At 66.8% G+C, this 24,550-nt stretch carries 27 protein-coding genes and 1 tRNA gene; 16 read left to right on the forward strand and 12 right to left on the reverse strand.

The window, feature by feature from the left end; translation table 11 throughout:
- The first annotated feature begins 6 nt into the window (after window positions 1–6).
- From FBY28_RS09850 to FBY28_RS09870, 5 genes are all read left to right on the forward strand, one after another.
- Window positions 7–213: a ferredoxin gene (locus tag FBY28_RS09850; RefSeq protein ID WP_019511057.1), complete on the forward strand. Its 207-nt coding sequence runs from the start codon at window positions 7–9 to the stop codon at window positions 211–213.
- A 12-nt stretch (window positions 214–225) separates the two neighbouring features.
- Window positions 226–765 carry a nuclear transport factor 2 family protein gene (locus FBY28_RS09855; protein WP_141866308.1) on the forward strand — a complete coding sequence of 180 codons (540 nt, stop codon included), beginning with the start codon at window positions 226–228 and terminating at the stop codon, window positions 763–765.
- A 95-nt stretch (window positions 766–860) separates the two neighbouring features.
- Window positions 861–1,994 carry an NDMA-dependent alcohol dehydrogenase gene (locus FBY28_RS09860; protein ID WP_023986301.1) on the forward strand — a complete coding sequence of 378 codons (1,134 nt, stop codon included), beginning with the start codon at window positions 861–863 and terminating at the stop codon, window positions 1,992–1,994.
- Between the two features lie 6 nt (window positions 1,995–2,000).
- On the forward strand, window positions 2,001–2,438 hold the full coding sequence (locus FBY28_RS09865; protein ID WP_141866310.1) for a nuclear transport factor 2 family protein: 438 nt from the start codon (window positions 2,001–2,003) through the stop codon (window positions 2,436–2,438).
- Window positions 2,439–2,454: 16 nt separating this feature from the next.
- On the forward strand, window positions 2,455–3,294 hold the full coding sequence (locus FBY28_RS09870) for an SDR family NAD(P)-dependent oxidoreductase (RefSeq protein WP_141866312.1): 840 nt from the start codon (window positions 2,455–2,457) through the stop codon (window positions 3,292–3,294).
- On the opposite strand, the gene FBY28_RS09875 is transcribed toward FBY28_RS09870, so the two are convergent.
- Window positions 3,287–4,930, reverse strand: coding sequence for a long-chain-fatty-acid--CoA ligase (locus tag FBY28_RS09875; RefSeq protein WP_141866314.1), 1,644 nt, complete (start codon window positions 4,928–4,930; stop codon window positions 3,287–3,289). The two genes, FBY28_RS09870 and FBY28_RS09875, sit on opposite strands and share 8 nt — an antisense overlap.
- A 61-nt stretch (window positions 4,931–4,991) precedes the next feature.
- On the opposite strand from FBY28_RS09875, the gene FBY28_RS09880 reads away from it, so the two are divergent.
- A complete protein-coding gene (locus FBY28_RS09880; RefSeq protein WP_019511051.1) occupies window positions 4,992–5,396 on the forward strand; it encodes an HIT family protein in 405 nt (134 codons plus the stop codon).
- On the opposite strand, the gene FBY28_RS09885 is transcribed toward FBY28_RS09880, so the two are convergent.
- Both FBY28_RS09885 and FBY28_RS09890 read right to left on the reverse strand, forming a co-directional pair.
- Window positions 5,384–6,814 carry a sensor histidine kinase gene (locus FBY28_RS09885; protein ID WP_174241584.1) on the reverse strand — a complete coding sequence of 477 codons (1,431 nt, stop codon included), beginning with the start codon at window positions 6,812–6,814 and terminating at the stop codon, window positions 5,384–5,386. The genes FBY28_RS09880 and FBY28_RS09885 overlap by 13 nt on opposite strands.
- 14 nt (window positions 6,815–6,828) lie before the next feature.
- Window positions 6,829–7,557 (reverse strand): response regulator transcription factor, encoded by a 729-nt coding sequence (locus tag FBY28_RS09890; RefSeq protein WP_031601696.1) that lies wholly within the window; start codon window positions 7,555–7,557, stop codon window positions 6,829–6,831.
- Window positions 7,558–7,666: 109 nt separating this feature from the next.
- On the opposite strand from FBY28_RS09890, the gene FBY28_RS09895 reads away from it, so the two are divergent.
- The 3 genes from FBY28_RS09895 (at window position 7,667) to FBY28_RS09905 (ending at window position 9,239) form a co-directional block, all read left to right on the forward strand.
- Window positions 7,667–8,698, forward strand: a complete 1,032-nt coding sequence (locus FBY28_RS09895) for a hypothetical protein (RefSeq protein WP_141866316.1) — start codon at window positions 7,667–7,669, stop codon at window positions 8,696–8,698.
- 19 nt (window positions 8,699–8,717) lie between these two features.
- Window positions 8,718–8,792 (forward strand) — tRNA-Thr (locus FBY28_RS09900).
- Window positions 8,793–8,834: 42 nt separating this feature from the next.
- Window positions 8,835–9,239, forward strand: coding sequence for an HNH endonuclease signature motif containing protein (locus FBY28_RS09905; protein WP_141866319.1), 405 nt, complete (start codon window positions 8,835–8,837; stop codon window positions 9,237–9,239).
- A gap of 16 nt (window positions 9,240–9,255) precedes the next feature.
- Here FBY28_RS09905 and FBY28_RS09910 read toward each other — a convergent pair whose 3' ends face one another.
- On the reverse strand, window positions 9,256–9,459 hold the full coding sequence (locus FBY28_RS09910; RefSeq protein ID WP_141866321.1) for a hypothetical protein: 204 nt from the start codon (window positions 9,457–9,459) through the stop codon (window positions 9,256–9,258).
- Between the two features lie 97 nt (window positions 9,460–9,556).
- Here FBY28_RS09910 and FBY28_RS09915 point away from each other — a divergent pair, with 97 nt between their 5' ends.
- From FBY28_RS09915 to FBY28_RS09935, 5 genes are all read left to right on the forward strand, one after another.
- On the forward strand, window positions 9,557–9,922 hold the full coding sequence (locus FBY28_RS09915) for a hypothetical protein (RefSeq protein WP_019511045.1): 366 nt from the start codon (window positions 9,557–9,559) through the stop codon (window positions 9,920–9,922).
- 122 nt (window positions 9,923–10,044) lie between these two features.
- Window positions 10,045–12,267: a DUF4185 domain-containing protein gene (locus FBY28_RS09920; protein WP_141866323.1), complete on the forward strand. Its 2,223-nt coding sequence runs from the start codon at window positions 10,045–10,047 to the stop codon at window positions 12,265–12,267.
- A gap of 1 nt (window position 12,268) precedes the next feature.
- A complete protein-coding gene (locus FBY28_RS09925; RefSeq protein WP_141866325.1) occupies window positions 12,269–12,727 on the forward strand; it encodes a hypothetical protein in 459 nt (152 codons plus the stop codon).
- Between the two features lie 65 nt (window positions 12,728–12,792).
- Window positions 12,793–13,938, forward strand: coding sequence for an XdhC family protein (locus FBY28_RS09930; protein ID WP_141866327.1), 1,146 nt, complete (start codon window positions 12,793–12,795; stop codon window positions 13,936–13,938).
- 90 nt (window positions 13,939–14,028) lie between these two features.
- On the forward strand, window positions 14,029–14,361 hold the full coding sequence (locus tag FBY28_RS09935) for a DUF732 domain-containing protein (protein ID WP_160145471.1): 333 nt from the start codon (window positions 14,029–14,031) through the stop codon (window positions 14,359–14,361).
- Here FBY28_RS09935 and FBY28_RS09940 read toward each other — a convergent pair.
- Complete coding sequence (locus FBY28_RS09940; protein WP_216847606.1) at window positions 14,358–15,197, reverse strand: SDR family oxidoreductase; 840 nt, start codon at window positions 15,195–15,197, stop codon at window positions 14,358–14,360. The two genes, FBY28_RS09935 and FBY28_RS09940, sit on opposite strands and share 4 nt — an antisense overlap.
- Window positions 15,198–15,336: 139 nt before the next feature.
- Between FBY28_RS09940 and FBY28_RS09945 the strand changes: the two genes are divergently transcribed.
- Both FBY28_RS09945 and FBY28_RS09950 read left to right on the forward strand, forming a co-directional pair.
- A complete protein-coding gene (locus FBY28_RS09945) occupies window positions 15,337–15,501 on the forward strand; it encodes a hypothetical protein (RefSeq protein WP_141866334.1) in 165 nt (54 codons plus the stop codon).
- Complete coding sequence (locus FBY28_RS09950; protein WP_174241585.1) at window positions 15,501–16,961, forward strand: alpha,alpha-trehalose-phosphate synthase (UDP-forming); 1,461 nt, start codon at window positions 15,501–15,503, stop codon at window positions 16,959–16,961. Before FBY28_RS09945 ends, FBY28_RS09950 begins: the two co-directional genes overlap by 1 nt.
- Here FBY28_RS09950 and FBY28_RS09955 read toward each other — a convergent pair.
- From FBY28_RS09955 to FBY28_RS09985, 7 genes are read right to left on the reverse strand one after another with little or no spacing between them, the layout of a single operon-like run.
- Window positions 16,958–17,443, reverse strand: a complete 486-nt coding sequence (locus FBY28_RS09955; RefSeq protein ID WP_019511037.1) for an Rv1363c family protein — start codon at window positions 17,441–17,443, stop codon at window positions 16,958–16,960. The two genes, FBY28_RS09950 and FBY28_RS09955, sit on opposite strands and share 4 nt — an antisense overlap.
- On the reverse strand, window positions 17,443–18,153 hold the full coding sequence (locus tag FBY28_RS09960) for an Rv1363c family protein (protein ID WP_141866336.1): 711 nt from the start codon (window positions 18,151–18,153) through the stop codon (window positions 17,443–17,445). Before FBY28_RS09960 ends, FBY28_RS09955 begins: the two co-directional genes overlap by 1 nt.
- Entirely contained in the window at window positions 18,154–19,917 is a 1,764-nt protein-coding gene (locus tag FBY28_RS09965; RefSeq protein ID WP_141866338.1) for an MCE family protein, read from the reverse strand.
- Window positions 19,917–21,080, reverse strand: a complete 1,164-nt coding sequence (locus tag FBY28_RS09970; protein ID WP_174241586.1) for an MCE family protein — start codon at window positions 21,078–21,080, stop codon at window positions 19,917–19,919. The genes FBY28_RS09965 and FBY28_RS09970 overlap by 1 nt, the downstream gene beginning before the upstream one ends.
- Window positions 21,077–22,462, reverse strand: coding sequence for an MCE family protein (locus FBY28_RS09975; RefSeq protein ID WP_141866340.1), 1,386 nt, complete (start codon window positions 22,460–22,462; stop codon window positions 21,077–21,079). The genes FBY28_RS09970 and FBY28_RS09975 overlap by 4 nt, the downstream gene beginning before the upstream one ends.
- A complete protein-coding gene (locus FBY28_RS09980; RefSeq protein ID WP_141866342.1) occupies window positions 22,459–23,517 on the reverse strand; it encodes an MCE family protein in 1,059 nt (352 codons plus the stop codon). The genes FBY28_RS09975 and FBY28_RS09980 overlap by 4 nt, the downstream gene beginning before the upstream one ends.
- Window positions 23,510–24,547, reverse strand: coding sequence for an MCE family protein (locus FBY28_RS09985; protein WP_141866344.1), 1,038 nt, complete (start codon window positions 24,545–24,547; stop codon window positions 23,510–23,512). Before FBY28_RS09985 ends, FBY28_RS09980 begins: the two co-directional genes overlap by 8 nt.
- Between the last annotated feature and the right edge of the window lie 3 nt (window positions 24,548–24,550).

Consider the following 24,550-nt stretch of genomic DNA (forward strand, 5'->3'; position numbering starts at 1 on the left):
TCGCCGATGGGTTGCTATCGCATCGAACTCGACGAGGACCTGTGCCAAGGCCACGCCATGTGCGAGCTGGAGGCGCCCGATGTCTTCCGGGTACCCAAACGCGGTGTCGTCGAGGTTCTCGACCTCGAGCCGCCCGATGATCTGCGCGACGCCGTCGAGATGGCTGTAGACATGTGCCCTACCCGCGCTCTATCCATAATCGAAAAGAACTGAAAGGCAACGACAATGGCGTCAAGAGAAGCTCTCGAAGACTGGGTCCAGCGCTGGCTGCAGGCCAACCGGGATGCCGAAGCGGCCGGCGACTGGAAGCCGATGGCGGACTTCTACACCGAGGACGCGACGTACGGCTGGAACATCGGCCCCAAGGAAGACGTCATGTGCGTCAACCGGGACGAGATCCGCGATGTCGCACTCGGGCTGGAGATGGAAGGGCTGGAGAACTGGGTGTACGAGTACCAGAAGACCCTCATCGACGAGAAGCAGAACGAGATCGTCGGCTTCTGGAAGCAGATCGCCCACAAGAGCGACGGCACCAAGGACGAGATCTACGGTATCGGCGGCAGCTGGTTCCGCCTCAATGACGACTTGCTGATCGAGTGGCAGCGCGACTTCTTCGACTTCGGGCATGTCCAGAAGGCGTTCATGAAGCTGATCTCCTCCGGTGACCTGACCCCGACCATGCAGAAGCGCATCGAGCGTTCGCTGGCGGGCGAGAAGCTGCCCGGCTACTACCCGCTCGGCGAGGCTCCCGTACCCCTCTGGTGACCACCCGGCCAAGCGGTTGCTTGGGGGTGGGTGTGACGTACCTAACTACTGCCTCTAGTCTGATGGGCACCGGTTCTAGTGGAAGGCATATGCGCATGAAGACAAAAGGCGCTCTCATCTACGAGTTCAACCAGCCGTGGTCGATCGAGGAGATCGAGATCGGCGACCCCGTCAAGGACGAGGTCAAGATCCAGATGGAAGCCTCGGGCATGTGCCATTCCGATCACCACCTGGTGACCGGTGACATCCCGATGGCCGGTTTCCCCGTGCTGGGCGGACACGAGGGTGCCGGCGTGGTGACCGAGGTGGGCCCGGGAGTCGAGCACATCGCCCCCGGTGACCACGTGGTGCTGTCGTTCATCCCGTCCTGCGGTGAATGTCCGGCATGCCAGGAGGGCCTGCGCAACCTGTGCGACCTGGGCGCCGGACTGCTCGCCGGCACGGCCGTGTCCGACGGCACCCACCGGATCCACTCCGTGAAGACGGGTGAACCCGTCATCCCGATGACCCTGCTGGGCACCTTCAGCCCGTACATGGTGGTGCACAAGAGCTCGGTGGTGAAGATCGACCCGAGCATCCCGTTCGAGGTGGCCTGCCTGGTCGGTTGCGGTGTGACCACCGGGTACGGGTCGGCCGTCCGCAGCGGTGACGTGCGCCCCGGTGACGATGTCGTGATCGTGGGCGTCGGCGGTGTCGGGACCGGCGCCCTGCAAGGCGCACTGAACGCCGGCGCGCGCAACATCTTCGCCGTCGACCCGGTCGAGTTCAAGCGGGACAATGCGCTGAAGTTCGGTGCCACCCATGCCTACCCGGACATCTTCAGCGCCATGGCCGGTGTCGCCGAGGTGACCCAGGGCCGGATGGCACACAAGACGATCGTCACCGTCGGTGAGCTCAAGGGCGAGGATATCGACCACTACATGAACATCACCGCCAAGGGCGGCACGGTGGTGGCCACGGCGGTGGCGAACATGGCCGAGAACGACGTCAAGCTCAACCTGTCGATGCTGACCCTGCTGCAGAAGCGCCTGCAGGGCACCATCTTCGGCGGCGGAAATCCCCACCACGACATTCCTCAGCTGCTGTCGATGTACAAGGCCGGCCGGCTCAATCTGGACGACATGGTGACCAGGCAGTACCGGCTGGAGCAGATCAACGATGGCTACGCCGACATGCTGGAGGGCCGCAATATCCGCGGTGTCATCCGCTACACCGACGCCGACCGGTAACCACGCATGACCCAGAGCTCGCAGGACACCTCGGTCTCCCCGGTTGTCGCGGCGTCGCGGAATTCGTGGCGGTGCGTGCAGTCGGGTGACCGAGAGGGCTGGTTGGCGCTGATGGCCGACGACATCGTCGTCGAAGATCCCATCGGCGAGGCCGTCACCAACCCCGACGGCACCGGGGTGCGCGGCAAGGCCGCCCTGGCGGCGTTCTATGACACCAACATCGGTCCCAACCAGTTGCGTGTCACCTGTGAGGCGACGTTTCCGTCGAGCAGTCCCAAGGAGATCGCCTACATCTTGGTGCTGGAGACGACGTTTCCGAACGGTTTCGTCGCCACGGTCCGGGGCGTGTTCACCTATCGCGTCGACGATGCGGGCCTGATCACCAACCTGCGTGGCTACTGGAACATGGACGCCATGACCTTCACCGAGGCCTCCGATCGCTAGGACTCCGGGGCGGCCGTTGGAAGAGAGCTGCGCCGTCGTGGTCGGCGGCACCCGCGGTGTCGGCCTGGCGGTCGCCGAGCTGCTCGCCGCGCAGGGCGCCGGGGTGGTCGTCAACGGCCGCGATCCCGATGCGGTCACCGAAGCCGCCGAACGGATTTCGGGTGTCGGCTTCGTGGGATCCCCTGCCGACCCGGAGGTGGCCGACGCCCTTGTCGGGCGGTGCATCGACGAGTTCGGCCGGATCGACATCCTGATCAATTGCGCAGGCACCGCCGAACCCACCGGATCCTCGATCCTCACCGTGACCTCGGCACAGTTCCGGGACCTGTTGGACGCGCACCTGCTGACCACCTTCGAGACCTGCCGCGCTGCCGCACCCCATATGGTGCGGCAGCGCTCGGGTGCGATCGTCAACACGAGTTCGTTCGCCTTCCTCGGCGACTACGGGGGCACCGGGTACCCGGCGGGCAAGGGCGGGGTCAACAGCCTGACCCTTGCGATCGCCGCGGAGCTCGCCGAGCATGGCGTCCGGGCCAACGTGGTGTGTCCCGGTGCCAGGACACGGTTGTCGACGGGCTCTGACTATGAGCAGCACATCGTCGAGTTGAACCGGCGCGGGCTGCTCGACGATGCCAGCATGCAGGGGGCACTCGACGCCGGTCCGCCGGAGTACGTCGCACCCACCTACGCGTATCTGGCCGGTGATCTCGCCCGCCACATCACCGGGCAGATCTTCATCGCTGCAGGAGGTTTCGTCGGTCGGTTCGACCGGCAACAGCCGGCATTCGTCGCCTACCGGGACCATCACGACGCGCCACCGTGGACGGTCGAGGAGATCGCCGCCGCCGTCAACTAGCGGTGTCGGGCAACCGGTGCTCGCGGTACTCCTTACGCAGTTGGATCTTCAGCAGCTTGCCGGTCGCGGTGTGCGGTAACTCCTCGACGAAGACGACATCATCGGGCAGCCACCACTTCACCACCCGCTCGGCGAGATAGTCCAGGATCTCCTCGCGAGAGGCATCCTGTCCGGGCCGCCGCACCACCAGCAGCAGCGGACGCTCCTGCCATTTCGGATGCGGCACACCGATCACCGCGGCCTCGGCGATCGCCGGATGCCCGGTGGCGGCATTCTCCAGATCGATCGAGCTGATCCACTCGCCGCCGGATTTTATGACGTCCTTGGCGCGGTCCACCAGCTGCAGGTAACCGTCCGGGTCGACGGTGGCGACGTCACCGGTGGGGAAGAAACCCTCGGCATCGAGCTTGTCGCCGCCCTCGCCCTTGAAATAACCGCTGGCGATCCACGGGCCGCGGACGAACACCTCGCCGAACGCCTCACCGTCCCACGGCAGTCGATTGCCCTCGTCATCGACGATCTTGATATCGACACCCCAGATGGCGTGGCCCTGTTTGAGTTTCAGCTTCATCTTGTCGGCAGCGGACAGGTGGGCGTGCCGGGGCGCCAGCTTGCCGATCACACACAGCGGGCTGGTCTCGGTCATCCCCCAGCCCTGCACCACCTCCGAGCCGAAATCCCGTTCGAAGCGTTCGATCATCGACTGCGGCAACGCCGCGCCCCCGGTGCCTGCGAACTCCAGCCGCAGTTCGTGCGGGTCGATCTCGGGGTGGTCGTCGAGGTAGGAGAACAACATCATCCACACGGTGGGCACACCCTGGGTGAAGTTGACCCCTTCGTCGCGCATCAACTCATACAGACTCTCACCATCCAGGTGCGGACCCGGCAGCACGAGCTTCGCGCCGACCATCGGGGCGGTGTAGGGAGTGCCCCAGGCGTTCGCGTGGAACATCGGGACCACCACCAGGATGGTCGATCCGCTGTGCAGGTCGAAGCTGTCGCGTGGGATCGCACCGAGTGCGTGCAGCACCGTCGAGCGGTGGGAGTACAACACGCCCTTGGGATTACCGGTCGTCCCCGAGGTGTAGCACAGCGACGAGGCGCTGCGTTCGTCGAATTCGGGCCACCGATAGTCGGTCGACTGCGCGCTCACCAACTCGTCGAAACACAACAACCGGTCGACGGCCATGTCGGGCATATGGTCGCGATCGGTCATGGCGATGTAGGTGTGCACCGTCTGCAACTGCGGTGCGATCTGCTCGACCAGGGGCGCAAAGGTGATGTCGAAGAACAACACCCGATCCTCGGCGTGGTTGATGATGTAGATGATCTGCTCGGCGAACAACCGCGGGTTGACGGTGTGCAGGACGGCGCCGGATCCGGAAACTCCGTAGTACAGCGACAGATGCCGGTCGCTGTTCCAGGCCAGTGTGCCCACCCGGTCACCCGGTTCGATGCCGAGTTCGGACAGGGCGTTGGCCACCTGCTTGGATCGGTCCCGCACGGCCGACCACGTGGTCCGCGCGATCATGCCCTCCGGCAACCTGGACACGATCTCGGTGTCGCCGTGGAATGTCGCGGCGTGGTCGATCAGTGACGAGATCATCAACGGCCGGTCTTGCATCAGCCCAAGCATCTGGTCAGGCTAATGGTGCCGCCTGCGCATCGCAGGCGATCCACGGACTAGCCTCGATGCCATGGCGACCGTCTTCTCCATGATCATCAACCGCGAGATCCCCGGCCGATTCGTCTACGAGGACGACGAGATCGTGGCGTTCCTGACCATCGAACCGATGACCCAGGGCCACACGCTGGTGGTGCCTCGCGCCGAGGTCGACAACTGGCAGGATCTCGACCCCGCCCTCTTCGGCCGGGTGATGGCGGTGGCGCAGAAGATCGGCAAGGCCGTCTGCGCCGCCTTCGACGCCGAACGGGCCGGGGTGATCATCGCCGGACTGGAGGTGCCGCACCTGCACGTCCACGTGTTCCCCGCCCGCGATCTCAGCGATTTCGGATTCGCAGGCGTGGACCGTAATCCGTCACCGGAATCTCTCGACGAGGCACAGGCGAAGATCACGGCGGCACTGGCTCAGCTGAGCTGAACCGCGGCCTCCACGATCCGTGGCAGGGTGACCCGGAACCGGCAGCCCTGCCCGGGCGCGGTGTCCACCGACACGCTGCCACCGTGGGCGAGCACCAACGAATCGACGATCGAGAGCCCCAATCCGGAGCCGCCACTGGTCCGCGTGCGCGACGAGTCCGCACGGTAGAAGCGCTCGAAGACACGTTGGGCGTCTTCGGGATTCATGCCGGGTCCCGCATCGCATACCTCGATGACCGCGTCATCGCCTTCGGTGCCCACCCGCACCGTCACCCGCGCACTCTCCGGGGTGTGCTGCAACGCATTGGACATCAGGTTGCTCAGCACCTGACGTAGCCGGGCCTCGTCACCGAGCACCTCCGGCGTGCCCGGTCCGTCGAAGACCTGCATCCCGATAGGTCGCCCCGGGGCGACCGTCTGCGCGTCGTGCACCGCGTCACTGGCAAGCGCCAGCAGGTCGACGCGGCGCTGTTCCAGCGGACGTTGTTCGTCGAGCCTCGCCAACAGCAACAGATCCTCGACCAGCAGGCCCATCCGGCCGGCCTCGCTCTCGATGCGCCCCATCAGCATCTCGGTATCGCGCGCCGCGCCCTGCCGATACAGCTCCGCGTATCCCCTGATGGTCGTCAGCGGCGTGCGCAGGTCGTGGCTGGCATCGGCGATGAAGCGCCGCATCCGCTCCTCGGATTGTTGCGCCAACTCCGCCGATTCCGCCGACGATGCCATGGCGCGCTGGATTTGGGCGAGCATGCCGTTCAACGCCAGCGACAGCCTGCCCACCTCGGTGCGTGGGTCACGTTGCGGAACACGACGGTCCAGTTCCCCGTCGGCGATGGCGGCAGCGGTCTCCTCGACCTCGGCCAAGGGTTTGAGGCTACGGCGCACCACGGCGTAACCGACGACGCCGAGTACCAGCAGCACCGCGGTCCCGATCCCGAGCTGAGACCAGACCAGCGCGCGCACACTGGATTCCACATCGGTCAGATCGATGGCGACCGTCGTCAGCTCCCCGTCGGGCCCGCCGACGGTGACCGCGCGCCATTGCACCCCGGACCCGTCCACGGAGCCGACGGTGACCGGTTCGGGTCCGACGTCGTTGCTCACCGGCAGGACCGGCTCTGCCGAACTGTCGTTGATGGCCAACTGGATCCGGCCGTCGGCGTCGGTGCCACGGACGTAGAAGTTGGTGGGCGGATTCGCGGGGCTGGGATCCTGCAACGGTTCGGCGAACGCGTGCGGCGCCTGCGCCCAGCCGCCCGACGCCTCCAGCAGGGTGTCGTCGACACGCTTGATCTCGGTGTGGCGCATTATCGAGGTGACGGCGATGCCGGATGCCAGCAGTCCGAACGCCACCAACACCAGCGTGGCCGCCACCAACCCGACACGCAGCGGCACCGCCCGCCGGTATCTACCGATCATGGATGAATGATCGTTTACCGCGGCTCACGCAGCACGTACCCCACACCACGCAGCGTGTGCAGCAGTCGCTTGTCACCGGTGTCGATCTTGCGTCGCAGGTAGGAGACATAGGACTCGACGACGTTCACGTCGCCGCCGAAGTCGTAACGCCACACGTGGTCGAGGATCTTCGGCTTGGACAGCACCGTGCCCGCGTTGATGATGAAGTAGCGCAGCAGCGTGAACTCCGTCGGCGACAGCGATACGGGCTCGCCGGCCTTCCACACCTCGTGGGTCTCCTCGTCGAGTTCGATATCGGCGAAGCTCAGCCGGGCGTTCTTGGGTTCTTCGACACCGCGGCCGACCCGGCGCAAGATGACCCGCAACCGCGCCACCACTTCCTCGAGGCTGAACGGTTTTGTCACGTAGTCGTCACCGCCGAGGGTGAGTCCGGTGATCTTGTCCTGCAGGTTGTCGCGCGCGGTGAGAAAGAGTGCGGGCGCGTCGATACCGTCGGCACGCATGCGTCGCAGCACGCCAAATCCGTCCATGCCCGGCATCATCACGTCGAGGATCACCGCATCGGGCTTGATCTCGCGGGCCTTGGCCAGCGCGTCGGGACCGCTGGCAGCGGTGTGCACCTCGAATCCCTGGAACTTCAGGCTCACCGAGAGCAGCTCCACGATGTTGGTCTCGTCATCGACGACGAGGATGCGCGCCTCGGGGATGCTGTCGTGAGATTCGGATATCGCTGCCATTGCCATGGAGTTCACAGTGCACTCTCTGGTTGAACCGCACCTGGAGACCGGCTGTGAACTCACTGAGAATACAAACTCGGCCGGCCCCGTCGACGGTCGCCCCTAGACTGGCGACATGAACCTCGGCAACACCATCGTGCAGGTTGCCACGGCCCCGGTGCGGGTCGGGCTGGCCGTTGCCGACATCGGACTCAACATCGCTGGTGGCACGCTGAAGGTGGTGCAGCGATCGCTGACCGACGCGGCCCCGGTCAGCGGTACCACCGGCTTTGCCGCGATGCTGGGCATCGACGACGCGGTCGACCGCGCAAACCGGCTGGCCCGGTTGATGGACGATGATGCCCCACTCGGCCGGGCGCTGGCTCCCGAGGGTCCGCTCAACCAGCTGCTGCGACCCGGCGGGCTTGTCGATCAGCTGACCGCCCCGGGGGGACTGCTCGATCGGCTGAACAATCAGAACGGACCGGTCGCCCGCGCGCTGGCCGAAGACGGGCTGATCGACCAGATCACCGCCGAAGGCGGACTCGCCGACCGGCTGACCGCAGAGGGCGGTGTCGTCTCCCGGGTGATCGCCCCCGGCGGGTTGGCCGACCGGTTGCTCGCCGACGACGGCCTGGTGGAGCGGGCCCTGCGCGAGGACGGGGTCGCCGAACAACTCCTCTCCGAGAACGGCCCGGTCGGCCGGGCGCTGGCCAAGGGCGGGCTTGTCGATCAGGTCACCGCGGAGGGCGGACTGATCGATCGGCTGACCACCGACAGCGGCGCGCTGTCGCGGCTCATCGCACCCGGCGGACTGGCCGACCAGCTGCTCGCCGACGACGGCCTGATCGAACGGATCCTTCGGGAGGACGGCGTCGTCGACACGCTGCTGGCCGAGGGTGGTCTGCTCGACACCTTGACCGATCCGGACGGACCGCTGCTCAAGCTCGCCGATGTCGCCGACACCCTCAACCGCCTGGCACCCGGGCTGGAGGCGCTGGCGCCGACCATCGACGCCCTCCACGAGGCCGTCATCACGCTGTCCCAGGTGGTCAACCCGTTGTCGAACATCGCCGGGCGCATCCCGCTGGGACGTCAGCGCAGCCGCCGCACCGCCACCATGCCGCGCGCGGTGGTCTCCGAACGCGTCATCGACGACGAGGGCTAAGCTGTCCGGCGTAGTACACGCCTCCGTAGCTCAGTGGTAGAGCGGCGCTCTTGTAAAGCGTAGGCCGTCGGTTCAATCCCGACCGGGGGCTCCACCGCCGATCCGACTTGTCAGCCATCGGTTGTAACTTCCGCACATGAGGCTCTGCCGCGGCTGCGGCACGGCACTTTCCACCCGCAGCCAGAAGATCTATTGCAGCAACTCGTGCCAGGCCGCGGTCCGTCGCCGCCAGAATGTCGCGCTGTGGCTGGAGTCGGGACGAGCCCGCATCGACGGACATCAGGGGCATTACATCCGGGAGTATCTGGCTGCAGCGCAGTCGGGACTGTGCGCGATATGCGGTTGTATCGGACTGTGGCAGGGACTCCCCCTGATCATGACCCTCGACCACATCGACGGCAATTCCGAGAACAACCGGCGCGAGAACCTGCGCCTGGTGTGCCCGAACTGCGATTCCCAGCTGCCGACGTACAAGAGTCGTAACCGCGGCAATGGACGCAGCATCCGCCGCCGGCGGTACGCCGACGGGAAGTCCTACTGACGTTCGGCCCGTACCGTCAGGTCTCGTCGGCGATCTGGCGGCGGCTCTGGTGCAACCCCGGCCCATCGGGGTCCTCGTGCCGGCGGTCGAGCTGGTCTTGCACCTGGCGCTGGTCGGCGGTGGCCTCGGTGGCGTCCGCGGGGTTGGCCGGCGGGTCGCTGCGGTTTTCGCTGCCGTTTTTGATGCCGTTTTCGTTGCCGTTTTCGCTGCCGTGTTCCATGCCCGCGGGTTCTCCCCGCCGACCGAAAACTAAACGCCTTTGCCGGAGCACACCCCCGGGCATGTGTAGCTTGTGAGGCGAGAGAGGGAGGTGCGCCGTGGCCGATGCCGGATTCTGGGTTGCCTGGGGGTTGCCCACCCAGGGCCGCGAGGCCCTGGCACTGGAGACCCTGAAGTCGTCTCGTGACTTCCTGACCGAGCTGGCCGAGACCGGGCGCATCGAACGGTACGACACGGCCATCTTGAAGCCGCAGACCACCGAGCTCGGTGGGTTCTTCCTCATCCAGGGCAGCCGGACGCAGATCGATCAGCTCCGCCGCGATGCCGATTTCGAGCGCTGGGCCAACCGCGTTCAACTGGTTGCCGACCGCGTCGCGATCGTGGACGCCTGGGCGGGTAACGGAATCGACGAAGCGACCGATCTCTATATCGAGGCGCTGCGTGAGGCCGGTCTGCACGGCTGAATCCCCCGGCCGGCCGGGCCGGTTGCAGCGCGCGCATTAATTGCCTCTTCCGTTAACGGCTTTGCTGAGGTTCTATTAGATGTACTTGTTGGGCCGGGGGCGGACAGCACGGAGGCACCATCATGGGCTCATCGACGTTCTTCTGGCGGGGCGGGGGGCTGGCGGTGGGTCGCGTCGGGGGCCTGGCCGTGGCGCTGGGCGTCGGAACGGCGATCGTCAGCGGGCACGGCATCGCCGCGGCCGAGGGCAGCGACTCCGGCGGCGCCGGCAGTTCGTCGAGCGCATCCAACAGCACCGGCGGATCCGCCACGACGTCGACACACGCGGGCGGCGCCACGGGTTCGGGCGAGAAGTCCGGGGACTCCGAGGGCTCCGGCAGCGGTGGGCTCACCACCCGAGACCGCGACACCGACCGGGAGAACGAGAAGGACGCCACGTCCGGCGGCTCCGGCTCCGAGGCCGTCAAGGGATCCGGCGACGACGTCATCGACGACTCCAAGATCGACGATTCAACAACCGACGATGACGAGCCGCTCGGCGGGGGCTCCAACAGCAGTGGCTCCAACAGCGGTGGCTCCAAGGACGACTCCCCCACCTCCGAGTCCGGCTCGACGCCGCCCGACGACCTCGAACCGACAGAGCAGACCGCGCCGCGCACACCGCGCGTCACCATCGGCCAGTCCGACCGGCCGCACTCGGTAGCTCAGACCACCGAGCAGCCGAGCGCCGCGCTCGAAGCCGGTGCGGGCACCACCGACGACTCGCGCACCACCACCGAGACGGCCAGCTTGAGCACCACCCGGGTCGCCGATGCCTCGGACACGATGGCCACCGCGGGCAATGTCGCGGTGTTCGCCTCGGCGCGCACCCTGGCCACCGCCACGGTCACCGACAATCCGTCCCGGCCGGCCGCCACCGCCTCGGCCCACCCGTTGACCGGCGTGGTGAAGGTCGTCGCCAACGTTCTGGACTGGGCGGCGGGCGTGGTGCCGGGCTCGCCGAGCGCGCCCACCCTGGCATGGGCCCTGCTCGCGTTCGCCCGGCGCGAGGTGGACAACCTGCTCAGCCGGCTCGATCCCGCGCACGCTGCGGCGACCGCGGCGGCCAACTCGGCGGCCGCCGCGACCGATAACGCGGCGCGCGCCCTGGCGGCTGCCGCGATCAATCCGCGTCCCGGCTTCCCTCCACCGGGCTATCAGTTCAGCCCGTCGACCAGCTTCGTGGACTGGGTCACCGGTAACTTCGCCCCCAACGACACCTTCAACCGGTACGGGATCTGGGGTACCGATATCGGAACCATGTGGGACAACGGTATTCCCGATGACCCGACGACCCCGATCAACGAGAACCAGGTCCTCATCGCCTTCGGTGACACCTTCGGTGGACCCAACATGACCGGCACCTGGCGGCTCAACACGCTGTTCCGCAGCCCGGACCGCAACCTTGCCGACGGTCTGGCGGTCCCGGGCGGACAGTGGTTCAACGGCAACATGTTCGGCGGTTCTCCACTGTGGGAGGAGCATTACGCCCGGCAGATCATCCTGCCCGAACGGCTCCCCAAGGGACTGCCGTCCGGTGTCACGCTGATCCCGACGGCCGGCATCTCGGTTCCCACTCCGGGCACCAAATACGGTGCCACGCAATACCTGAGCTTCATGTCGGTCAAGCAGTGGGGCGCGGCGGGACAGTGGTCGACCAACTATTCGGCCATCGCCTATTCCGAGGACAACGGCGAGAACTGGTACATCGCCCCGAGCAGTGTGCGCACCAACTTCGGCGGTAACGCGAACTTCCAGCAGGGCGCGTTCGTGCGGCCCGGCGACGGATTCGTGTACTCCTACGGAACTCCGAACGGTCGGCAGGGCCAGGCCTTCGTCTCGCGGGTCGCCGAGAAGGACATCCTCGACGTCACCAAGTACGAGTACTACAGCGCGGGCAGCAGCGGCTGGCTGTTCGGCATCGGGGCCTACAGCTCCGGCTGGTATCGCAACGACCCCGGCAAGGCCTCCCCCGTCTTCGGACGCGAGACCGGGGCGTGCGGCGTTGCCAAGGCCGGCAACCAGGTCAGCGAGATGTCGGTGCAGTACAACAAGACGCTTGGCAAATACGTTGCCATGCACGGGGATCAGTTCAACAACATCATCCTGCGCACCTCGGATCGCCCCGAGGGTGGTTGGTCCGCACCCACGGTCGTGATGGGTCAGCAGGGCGGCGGCATCTACGCACCGATGATGCATCCGTGGTCACCGTCGACGCTGGGTACCGGCACCGAGCTGTACTTCAACCTCTCGGTGTGGAACGACTACAACGTGTGGCTGGTGAAAACCGACCTCGCCAAGCTCTGACATGCGCACGATCCTGGCGGCGATCGCGTTGCTCGTGGTGACGGCGGCGCCCGCCGCCGCCGAACCGCCGTCACCGAACACCCCCTGCACACCGGATCTGACCGGTGCCACCACGATGCAGGCCGGACAGCTCCTACCGCTGGTGTGCACGGGCGGACGATGGGCGGCGGTGACCGTGCCGGGCGATCCCAGCGATCGCTGGGTGAGCTTCGGCCCGGAAATGGCTTTGCACGGTGAGGGTTTGCGTAACCCGAATCTGGCCTCGGGGACCTGGACCGCAACCCCGTTGGAGCCGCAAACCTCCTGCGGGGCAACGCAGCAGAGCGTCGTCAGTGCAGGTGTCGTCGGCGCCCCCATGACCACGACGGCACCGATCGGTCAGCCGCTCACCGTGGTGGTGGCGCCGCGACTGTTCGACATCGTCATGACCGGACATTGTTTGTGGACGCGCAACCGCTAGGCGGCCACGCACCGCCCTTCCACTTCGCCGCGCGACGGCACCGCGTGCACACTTAGACTTCGCTGGTGCGCGAGATCCTCGGCGACGTACTGACAACCTGGCATTCCGGTGGCACCGCCGGCCTCGCCACGGTCGTGCGCACCTTCCGCTCCGCCCCACGCGCGCCAGGCGCGGCCCTGGCTGTGGCACCCGACGGGAGCGTTGCCGGGTCGGTATCCGGCGGTTGTGTCGAAGGCGCGGTGTACGAGCTTGCCGCCGAGGTCGTCGCGACCGGATCGCCGCAACTACAGCGCTACGGGATCAGCGATGACGACGCCTTCGCCGTCGGACTCACCTGCGGCGGCATCATCGATGTGTTCGTCGAACCCGTGTCACGACAGACGTTTCCCGAACTGCCGGCGTTGGCCGACGCCGTCGACCACGACAGGCCGGTGGCGGTCGCCACCGTGATCGCCCACCCCGATGTACGTCGGGTCGGACGCCGCATGGTCATCGAGGCCGAGCGCTGCGATGGCTCGCTGGGGTCGGCGCGCGCAGATGACGCCGTGACCGACGATGCACGCGGCCTGCTGCTGGCGGGACAGACCGCGGTGCTGTCCTACGGCCCCGACGGGCAACGTATCGATGAGACGGCCGACCGGGGCATGGAGGTGTTCGTCGCCAGTTACGCTCCGGCACCACGAATGGTGATCTTCGGCGCCATCGACTTCGCCGCAGCGCTGACCCGGCAGGCCAGGCTGCTGGGATATCGGGTGACGGTATGCGACGCCCGCCCGGTATTCGCGACCGCAGCCCGATTCCCGGCCGCCGACGAGGTGGTCGTCGACTGGCCCGACCGTTACCTGCGCGCTCAGCAGGATCTCGGCGCCATCGACAACAGAACCGCGATCTGCGTGCTGACCCACGACCCGAAGTTCGATGTGCCCGCCCTTGCGGTGGCGCTGCGGCTGCCCCAGGTCGGGTATGTCGGGGCGATGGGCTCCCGACGCACCCATCTGGACCGATTGGCCCGACTGTCCGAGGCCGGGCTCGGCGACGACGAGCTGGCCCGGCTGTCCAGCCCCATCGGACTGGACCTCGGCGCGCGGACGCCGGAGGAGACCGCGGTGTCGATCGTCGCCGAGATCATCGCCAGCCGATGGGGTGGCGGCGGACGCCCCCTCGCCGCGCTCGACGGTCGCATCCACCGCGATCGGGAGGCCCGCACCTGAGTCGGTGTTCGGTAACGTCGGGTCCGAACCCGCCGATAGTCCTCACAGCGTCTGCCGATGCATCTCGCTCGGTGCTGGGACAGGAGAACAATGATCACGCGCATGCTGGCCGCCGCTTTCCTGGCCGGCGCTGTCATCGGCCCGGCTGCCGGGCTCGGCGCCGCCGCGCCGGCCGCCGCCGATGAGCTCACCCAGGAGCAGTTCCTCGCGGCGATCGCCCAGCAGGGCGTGCAGGTCGGCAGCGACGAGGACGCCGTCCGGATCGCCCAGCGGATGTGCGAGATCGCCGGCGACGGCAGCGGCACGAAACTGCAGAAGGCCGTCTACTACGTGCGCGATCACACCGAGCTGAGCAAGGACGCCGTCACGACCTTCGCCGGTATCGCCGCCAGGGTGTACTGCCCCGACGTTCTGCCCAGCTAGTCGGTCACCACCCCGCGCAGACCATCCGCGCCGAACAGCGGCTCGAGCATCCCGGACAGATCGGGCCCGCGGCGCAGGCCGTGGCCACCGTCGACGTTGATCACCTGGCCGGTGATGAAGCTCGCGGCATCGCTGAGCAGGAACACCGCCAGATTCGCGACATCCTCGACCTCACCGACCCTCGGCAGCGGCGTGCAGGCGGCGTAATCGGCGCTCAGGGCCGGCACGTCGAAGATCGGCGCCACCATGTCGGTACGGGTCAATCCGGGCCGGATCCCGTTGACACGCACCGAGGACGGCCCCAGCTCGTCGGCGGCGACCATCATCAGATGATCCAGCGCGGCCTTGCTGGGCCCGTAGGCGCCGAACCAGCGGTGGGTGTTGCTCGAGGCGATCGAGGAGATTCCGACGAACGATCCGCCGCCGCCGCGGACCAGCTCGCGAGCGGAATGCTTGAGCACATACATGGTCCCGTTGATGTTCAGGTCGACCGTGTTGCGCCAGGCCGCGGAGTCGATCTGGGTGAGCGGGCCGATCGTTTCCGAGCCGCCTGCGCTGTGCACGACGCCGTCGAGCCGCCCGTGCCAGGCGGTCGCCGCGTCGACGAGGCGGGCAGCCTCGTCCTCGTCGGTGATATCGGCGGGCTCGTAGTTCACCTGGCCGGCGCCGGCGCCGCCGATCTCGGCAGCCGCGGCCTCCAGCTTGTCGGCGTTGCGGCCGGCGAGCACGACGTTGCCCCCGGCGCCGACGATGGCGGCCGCCACCCCCTTACCGATACCGCTGCCACCCCCGGTGACCAGGTAGGTGCGCTCGGCCAGCGACAGCAGCATGGACATACCTCCGCGAAAGAGAAGACCGACTAACTAGAACAGGTTCCAGTTATACGGCACCGCTGACCTCGGCGCGGAGGTTTCCGCCGACAACGGAATCCTCCCTGGCAATCCCCGCCCGACGTCGGTCGCCTAGCATTGGAGGATGCCTGCAAAAACAGAAGCCGCCGATATCGGCGAGGTCGAGCCCGTCGCCGACGATACGGCCAGCCAGGCGCGCCGCGTCGTCGCCGCCTATGCCGTCGACGCCGAGGAGTGCCGGATGTTCCTGGCGATGCTGGGTATCGGACCCGCGAAGTCCGAGGCCTAGTGGCACCGGGAGTCGATTCCGCCGACTCCATCCCGGAATCCGGGCACGCCGACTTCGTAGTCGTCGCCAACCGGCTGCCGATCGATCAGGTCCGTCTCCCCGACGGCACCACCACCTGGAAGCGCAGCCCCGGCGGCCTGGTGACCGCGCTGGAGCCGATTCTGCGCAAGCAGAGCGGTGCATGGATCGGTTGGGCCGGCGTTCCGGACGGTGACGAGGAGCCCATCGTCCAAGAGGACCTCAAGCTCTACCCCGTGCGGTTGTCCACCGAGGACGTGGCGCTGTACTACGAGGGTTTCTCCAACGCCACCCTCTGGCCGCTGTATCACGATGTCATCGTCAAACCGCAGTACCACCGGCACTGGTGGGACCGCTACGTCGAGGTCAATCGGCGTTTCGCCGAGGCCACCGCGCGCGCCGCCGCGCCCGGGGCGACCGTCTGGATCCAGGACTACCAGCTGCAGCTGGTCCCCAAGATGTTGCGGATGCTGCGCCCCGATCTGACCATCGGCTTCTTCCTGCACATCCCGTTCCCGCCGGTGGAACTATTCATGCAGATGCCGTGGCGCACCGAGATCATCGAGGGGCTCCTGGGCGCCGACCTGGTCGGTTTCCACCTCGCCGGCGGCGCGCAGAACTTCCTGATCCTGGCTCGTCGCCTGCTGGGCGCCAACACCTCACGCGCCACGATCGGTGTGCGCTCCCGCTTCGGTGAGGTGCAGATCGGCTTCCGCACCGTCAAGGTGGGCGCATTCCCCATCTCCATCGACTCGGCCGAACTCGATCGCAAGGCGCGCGCCCGCGGCATCCGTCAACGTGCGCGCGAGATCCGGGCCGAGCTGGGCAACCCGCGCAAGCTGTTGCTCGGCGTCGACCGACTGGACTACACCAAGGGCATCGATGTCCGGTTGAAGGCCTTCTCCGAGCTGCTGGCCGAAGATCGCGCCGACCGCTCCGACACGGTGTTGGTCCAGCTGGCCACCCCGAGCCGTGAGCGGGTGGAGAGCTATATCGAGATGCGCGAGGGTATCGAGCGACAGGTCGGACACATCAACGGTGAGTACGGCGAGGTCGGCCACCCGGTGGTGCACTACCTGCACCGGCCGGTCCCCCGCGATGACCTGATCGCCTTCTTCGTCGCCGCCGATGTCATGCTCGTCACCCCATTGCGTGACGGGATGAACCTGGTGGCCAAGGAGTATGTCGCCTGCCGCAGCGACCTCGGCGGCGCCCTGGTGCTCTCCGAATTCACCGGCGCCGCAGCGGAATTGCGCCAGGCCTACCTGTGCAACCCGCACCACACCGATGGTGTGCGCGATGCCATCGAGCAGGCGCTGAACCAGACTCCCGAGGAGGGCAGGCGCCGGATGCGGGCGTTGCGCAGGCAGGTCCTCGCCCACGATGTCGACCGCTGGGCGCGGTCGTTCCTTGATGCCCTTGCCGGGACCGGCCCGGACTAGATCGGCGTGATGTAGCTGATCAGCCAGCGACCGTCGACCTTCTGGTAGTCGACCTTCAGTCGGCTGCCGTCGTACACCGACTCCTTGGACTTGTCGGTGACGGTGCGGTTCATGAACACCAGCACCGATGCCGAATCCCGTTGTGCGCTCAGCATTCCGGCGCCGACGGCATGCGCCTGGCTGACCACCTGACGCTCCCGGGCCTGCGGGATGATGTCCTTGGCGGCGCGGTCCTCGAATTCGCGGCGGTAGTCCGGGGTCAGCAGCGTCGCTGCCTCGGACAGGCTGCGCTCCACCGTCTGGAAGTCATAGCCGAACACCCGCGGGATCTGCTGAATCGCCAGGGCGGGCAGTTCTGCCTCGGCGGCCTGCGCCGCGCGGGTCTGCACCCTGTCCCAGTACAGCCCGCCCGCGACGGCGGCCAGCGCGACCAGGCCGAGGGCGAACAACACCGACACCGCCTGGATGAGTCTGGTGCGCATCAGTTGCCGCCTTCGGGGTACTTCAGGTCATATCCGGTCATGTGGCCGTTACCGTCCTCGTGCACGATCACCCGCATCCGGTACGGCTGCGACGGCGTGTTGACCCCGTCGATATCGGTGACGGTCACCCGTACCGATACCAGAACCGATGCGTTACCGCCGATATCGTCGACCTTCTCCAGCGCCGCGCCGCTGATGACGGCCTCTGAGCTGGCATTGGTGTCGCGGAAGATCGCCTTCAGGTTGTCGACGTTGTTGTCCTGGCTCATCATGTCGCGCAGCGGCCCGCTGGTGCCGTCGACGAAGCGGTTGACGCTTTCGTCGATGCTGTCCTGGTCGTAGCTGAACATGTTCATCACCGTCTGGGAGGCGGTGTCGACGAAACGCTGTTCGCGGGCCTGGGTTTCGGCCGCCTCGCGTCGCTGAACGGTGAGCACCACGACGGCGGTCACCAGGACGGCGGCGGCGATCAGGGCCGCCACCGCCGATACCAGGGATACCAGCGCCCGGTGCGGCCGGCGCGGCGGCAGGGCCGCCGCACGCACCGGCGTGGGCACCGTCACCGCGGCCGACGGCGCCGGCAAGGACGTGGTCGCCTCGGTGACATCAGCGCCCGCCGGACCCGCGGCCCGGGACGCACGTCGACGGGCTACCTTGCGGGTCTGCTCGCCATCGGTGTCGGTGTTGTCCGTCGTTTCTTCGTCGACCATCTACAGCTGTCCTGGCGCCATCATCAGATCCACCCAATTCTCCGCGGGGGTGAACTTGTCACTCCCGGATGCGAACACTCCGGTGCCGCCGTTCGTGGGATCGGCGAACACTCCCGTCTTCGGATCGTAGGTGGTCGTCAACGACGCGCTGGCCACGGGCTGTTCGGCGGGCAAGGGTCCCGGCATCGGAGGTGCAGGAGCCGGCGGCACCAGCGCCTCGGGCGGTGGCGCCAGCGCCGGCGCCTCCGAACCCGGCGGTCGGTAGATCGGCGTGCCCGGCGGCAGCGGCGGCGCAGGCACCTGGCGACCGTAGGGCGGCAGCACCTGATCCGGCGGAGCATAGAACGGCCACGGGGGTGCCGGCGGATTGTTGTTCGGCGGCACCGGGTTCGGGAACGGCGCATTGGGCGCGGGTCCCGGTCCGGGTTGCACGCCAGGGGGCAACTGCACTGCCGGCGGGCCGGGATCGTAATCCGCCGCCGGCGGGATGTTCGGGAACTTGTTCGGCGGCGTGATATTGCGCGGATCCGTGATCGGGGTGCCATAGGGCACCGGCGGACCCCGCCACGGATTGCTACCGATCGGGACATACCCGACCGGATCGCGGCACAGCTGCACCGTGGGCGCCCGCTTGCCGGGAAACTCCTGGCACGGATAGTTGCGCGCACCGCGCACCACCGACGGGTCGCTCTGGGCCGTCTTGCAGTACAGATCGGTCGGCAGCTCACGCAGCGTGGTGTCTGCCGGCGAACGGATCTCCGTCGGGGGCAGGAAACCGACCGAACACGGCGGCGAGTCGCCGAGATTGATCTTGAAGTCGAGCTTGCCGCCCTCGTCGGCGGGCAGACCGGTGCCGACGGTGTTCAGCGCGGCCAGCAGGGCCGGGAAGATCACCAGCGCCTGCTCGATCGACTTGTGATAGATCACGCCGATGCGGCCTACATTGGCGAGATTGGCCGCCAGCACCGGGAATGTCGGCCGGATCCCCTCGAACGTCACATTGGCCTCGGCGGCGGCACCGGGCACCGTCTGCAGCACCGAGCGCAGCTGCGGGTCCGCGTTGGCGACCTCACCGGTCAACCGGGCCAAACCGTCGGCGGTGGCGCGGATGCTGTCCCCGGACTCGATCTGGGCGTCCAGGAACGGGCCGGCCTCGTCGATCAACTGGGCGGTCTGCGGATAGGCGGCGTTGGCCTCGTCGACCAGATCGCGACCGGACTGGATGAGCCGGGCCAACTCCGGACCGGACCCGTTGAACGCCTTGAACGTCTCCGAGAGCAGATCCTGGATGCGGGCATCGCCGACGCTGTTGACCAGATCATCGGCCTGTTTGAGCATTCCGGCGATGTCCTGTCCGATCGCGGTGCGCTCCACCCCGATGGACGAACCGTTGCGCAGCAACGCGGAGTCGGCCTGCCCCTCCGGGGGAACCAGATCGATGTACTGCTCACCGACGGCCGAGACGCTCTTCACCGTGGCGGTGACATTGGCGGGCACCTCGGTATCGGTGTTCAACCGCATCTTGGCGACAACACCGTCATCGGTCAGGCCAACCTCCTCGACGCGGCCGATGGTGACACCGCGGTAGGTCACGTTGGCGTTCTGATACAGACCGCCACCCGCCGCGAAATTGGCCGTGACGTTGTAGGTGCCGATCCCCAGCGTGGCGGGTACGTGCAGATAGAACGCCGAGATGGCGGTCACTGTCAGCACCGTCACCACGGCGAAGATGGACAGCTGCAGGCGGGTCAGACGGGTCAGCATTACGGCGCCTCTCCGTGCTGGGTCGCGGTGCCCGGCGGGATCTTGAACGGGTCCGCCGCCTGGCCCGACAGATTGGCCACCGCGCCGGTCAGGAAGTCCGGCGGGTTGATCACCTCATTGAGCCGCTTCATGTTCGGGTCGAAGAACGATGTCGTGAACACCGTTTCACCGAACCGGCGCACCGTCAGGTCGAAGGTCACGAACACGTTCAGATAATCACCCCGGACGGCATTGCGCAGGTACTTGTAGTGGAACGGGAACGTCGGGAGGAACTCCAGGTCCTTGATGAAATCATCGGCATTGTCGTTGAGCGATTTGATGACCGGGTACAGATCCTTGAGATCGGCCGCGAAATCGTCCTTGGTCTCCGAGAGCACCCGCGAGCCCACCTCGGCGAACCCGCGCAGGGCCGAGAACGCATCGACGATGTTCTGCCGGTTGTTGTTGAGCACCAGCAGCGCGTTGGGCAGCGTGTCCAGCGTGCGGCCCAGATTGTCCTTGCTGCGGGCCAGGATCGAGGCGAACCGGTTCAACCCATCGGCCGCGGCGATGATGTCATCGGTCTGGCGGTCCAGCGAGGCGGTCAACTCGGCCAACCGGGGCAGCAGACCGGTGAAACTCCCGGACCGGCCCGCGACCGCGGCATAGGCCTCATCGGTGATGTCCTGCAGCGCACCGAGATTACCCTTGTTGACCACGATTCCGAGGGCGGAGAGCACCTCCTCGGTGGTGGGATATCGCCCGATGGCACCCAGCGGGATCCTCGACCCCTGTTTGAGCTTGCCCACCGGATCATCGGCCGGTGGCGCCAGCTGCACGTGCTGGGATCCCAACAGCGATGTCTGCGCGACGGTCGCCGTCGCGTTCTCCGGCAGGTCGACGTCTCCGTCGAGAGACAGTTGCACGGCGGCGTAAAAGGTGCCGTCGGGCCGCTGCACGGCCTCGATACCCGAGACACTGCCGACGGTGACATCGTCGAGCATCACCGGTGAGTTCTGCGGCAACGTCGCCACATCCGGCAGCTCGGCGGTGATGACGTAGGAGCCGGCACCATGGCCGGCGGTCCCCGGCATGTTCAGCGAGTTGAGTCCGCCGAATTGGCAGCCGGCCAGCACCAGCGCCGACGCGCCGAGTGCGCCGCCCCGCAACAGCTTCCGGGTCATCCACCCGCTCCTTCCGCCGGTGCCGGGCCGGGCAGCGGCCCGGTTCCCATCGGCGGAGCCGGCGGGACCGGTCCGGCCGGGGAGACCTGCCCTGGTACCGCTGGTGGCGGCAGGATGAGTTGGCTGAGGTTGCCGCCCGGCGGGGCGGTCGGCGGGGTCACCCCCGGTGCCGGCTGCCACTGCAGGTACGGAACCGGCGTCCGGGACTTGGCCTCGGTGGCCGGGGTGTCGTAGATGACCTGACCCTTGTAGGCGGTGATGCTGTCGATGGGGTGGAAGAGGATCGGCGGGTAGTTCATGGTGATGCGCTTGAGCACCGGGCCCATCCGCTGCCGGCAGATCTCGGCACGCTTGTAGTTGTCCGGGTTCGCGCCGGTGTCGAAGGTGCCCGCACAGATGAACTGGACCGGGTTGGCGAAGTTGGGCAGCGACAGCAGACCTGCGACCGTGCCCTGCGCCGGGTTGTAGATGTTGTAGAAGTTGGCAAGACCGTTGGGCGTCACGTGCAAGATCTGCTCGATGTCATCGCTGTGATCGGTGAGGATCTGGGTGAACTCGGTCAGGCTGTTCACCGATTTGATCAGCGAGGAATTCGACTCGCTGAGCAGTCCGCGGACGTCACCGAGTGCGGTATTGAGCACCCCTAGGGTGTTGTCCAGATCGGCGGAACTGTCGGCCAGCACCTGGGACACCGACGCCACATGGTTGGTGAACTGCACGATCTGCTCGTTGCTGTTGGACAGCGCATTGACCAGCACCTGCAGATTGCGGATGGTGCCGAACAGGTCGGCACGTGAGTCGCCGAGGCGACCGGCGGTCTGCGACAGTTCGCGCAGCGCCTTCCGGAAGGAGTCGCCGTTACCGTCGAAGGTGTCGGCGGCCTGGTTGACGAAGGTGGTCAACGGCCCCTGCAGGCCACCCTCCTTCGGACCGAGCTGGGTGCTCAAGGCCGTGAGCTGTTCCTTGACCTCGTCCCACTCGACCGGTACACCGGTGCGGTCCATGCCGATCTCGGCGCCGGAGGCCAACGTCTCACCGCCGGTGTAGGCCGGGGTGAGCTGGATGAACCTGGCCGAGACCAGGTTCGGGGCGATGATGATCGCGCGGGCGTCGGCGGGCACCCGGACGTCGTCCTGCACGGTCATGGTGATCTTGACGTCATCGGCCCTAGGCTGGATCGAGTCGATCCGGCCGACCGGAACGCCGACGACCCGGACATCGTCACCCGGGTAGAGCCCGACCGCGGTCGGGAAGTAGGCGACGATCTTGTGTCCGCCGCGATTCGGCCACACCAGGTAGACGCCGACTGCGAGCAGCGCGACGAGGGCCACCGCGACGGCCCCGCGCAGCCAACTGGATCTTTTCGATTTCGGTTGCGTCATGGCGATTTCGGCCTAATCAGAGTGCGTTCGGAGATGTATCCGCGCAGCATGTCGGCGAGGCTGTCGGGCAGCTTGCCGGGCTGGAAGTAGGTGTCCAACAGCACCTCGGAGATTGTTGCAGGCGGCAGACCGTAGAGGTTGATGTTGAAGCCGGGGCCGTTGCCGACCACCTCGGCCAGCGCGGTGGCATACGGCGGCAGCCGCTTGAGTGCCTCCCCGATGTGCTCCTTGCGCTCCAGCAGGTTCGCCATCACGGCATCCAGCTTCTGCAGCACCGGCAGGAACTCGCGCTTGTTGTCGGCGACAAAACCCGAGAGCTGTTGGGAGACATCATCGATGCCGGCAATCAGCGTGCTGAGCGCCTGCCTGCGCTCATCGAGGGCGGCGAAGAGCTGGTTACCATCGGTGATCAGCTGATTCACCTGACCGGAGCGCTCCGCCAGCGTCTGCGAGACGTTCTTGGCGTGCAACAGCAGCTGTTCGAGCGCGGCATCGCGCTTGTTCAGGCTGCGGCTCAGGTCGGCGACACCGTCCAGGGCGCCACGCAGCTGCGGGGTGGCATCGCGCAGCGTATCGGTCAGCGTCTGCAGGGCCTGCTCGAACCGGGGCTTGTCGAGTGCGGCGACGTTGCCGCCGAGATCCTGCAACGCGGTGTTGAGGGTGTACGGCGTCGTGGTGCGGTTGACCGGGATGACGGTGGAATCCCCACTGCCGCCTGGGGTGACCGACAGCGATTTCTGACCGAGCACGGTGTCGGTCTTGATCGCCACCAGGGTCTGGTTGCCGACCTTGATCTTGCGGTCGACGGTGAAGCCGACCTTGGCCTGATCACCGGCCAGGGACACCGAGTTCACCTTGCCCACGTTGATACCCGAGATGTTCACATCGTTGCCGGGGGTGATACCGCCGGCATCGGTGAAATAGGCCTCGTAGGTGCGGCCCTGCGGATACCAGGGCAATCCGGTGTACCCGAAGGACACCAGCACCAGGCAGGACACCACGAAGATGCCGAGGATGCCGGTGCGCAGCGGATTGCTGCGATCTGGGCTAGCCATTCGCCGAACACCTTCCCTTCGACGGGTCCGGCGGTCCACCGAACGGGATCAGGATGTCGCTACCGGCCGGGCCGTTGATCTTCATCCGGATCGAGCAGTAGTAGATGTTGAAGAACGCGCCGTAGGCGCCCAGACCGTTGAGGCGCAGGTAGTTTTCGGCCAGTGGCTCGATGACCTTGTTGATATCGGCCTTGCGCTCGTCCATTCGTTGCATCAGCGGACGGGCGTTCTCGATGACACCCTGCAGCGGCCGCCGTGACGCCTTCAGCATCTCGGTCAGGTCGTTCTCGGCACTGGCCAGCGGTGCGATCGCACCGGCGATGGGATCGCGGTTCTCGGCCAGTCCGGTGATGAGCTTCTGCAGTTCGTCGACGCTGGCGTTGAACTGCTCCCCCTTGTCGTCGATGGTGCCCAGCACGGTGTTCAGGTTCGTGATGACATCGCCGATCAGTTGGTCGCGGGCGGCCAGATTCTGGCTGAACGAACTGGTGCTGGCCAGCATGCTCTGGATGGCACCGCCCTGCCCCTGCAGCAGTTCGATGACGGCATTGCTGACCTCGTTGACCTTGTTGCCGTCCAGGCCCTTGAGCACCGGCCGCAACCCGCCGAGCAGCGCGTCGAGATCCAGCGCGGGCTGGGTGTTCGCCGTCGAGAGCGTCGACCCGGCCGGCAACTTCTGCAATTCCCCTGGGCCGGAGGTGATCTCCATATAGCGGTCACCGACGAGGTTCTCGTAGCGCACCACCGCGCGGGTAGAGGTGTAGAGCTGATAGCGCTTGTCGACATCGAATGCGACATCGACGGTGTTGTCCGGGTTCAGGGTGACCGCACTGACCGAGCCGACCGGCACCCCGGCGATCCGGACATCCTGACCGCTCTTGAGTCGCGAGGCCTCGGTGAACGTGGCGTGGTACTGGTTGCTGGAGGCGAACCGGAACTGCCCGAACACGACGATCAGCCCGGCGGCCACCAGCACCATCGCCATGGTGAAGACCGCGACGTTGATGAGGGTTCTGCGCTCGCTGCTCATCAG

The organism is Arthrobacter sp. SLBN-53 (genome assembly GCF_006715585.1).
GTDB lineage: Bacteria > Actinomycetota > Actinomycetes > Mycobacteriales > Mycobacteriaceae > Mycobacterium > Mycobacterium neoaurum_A.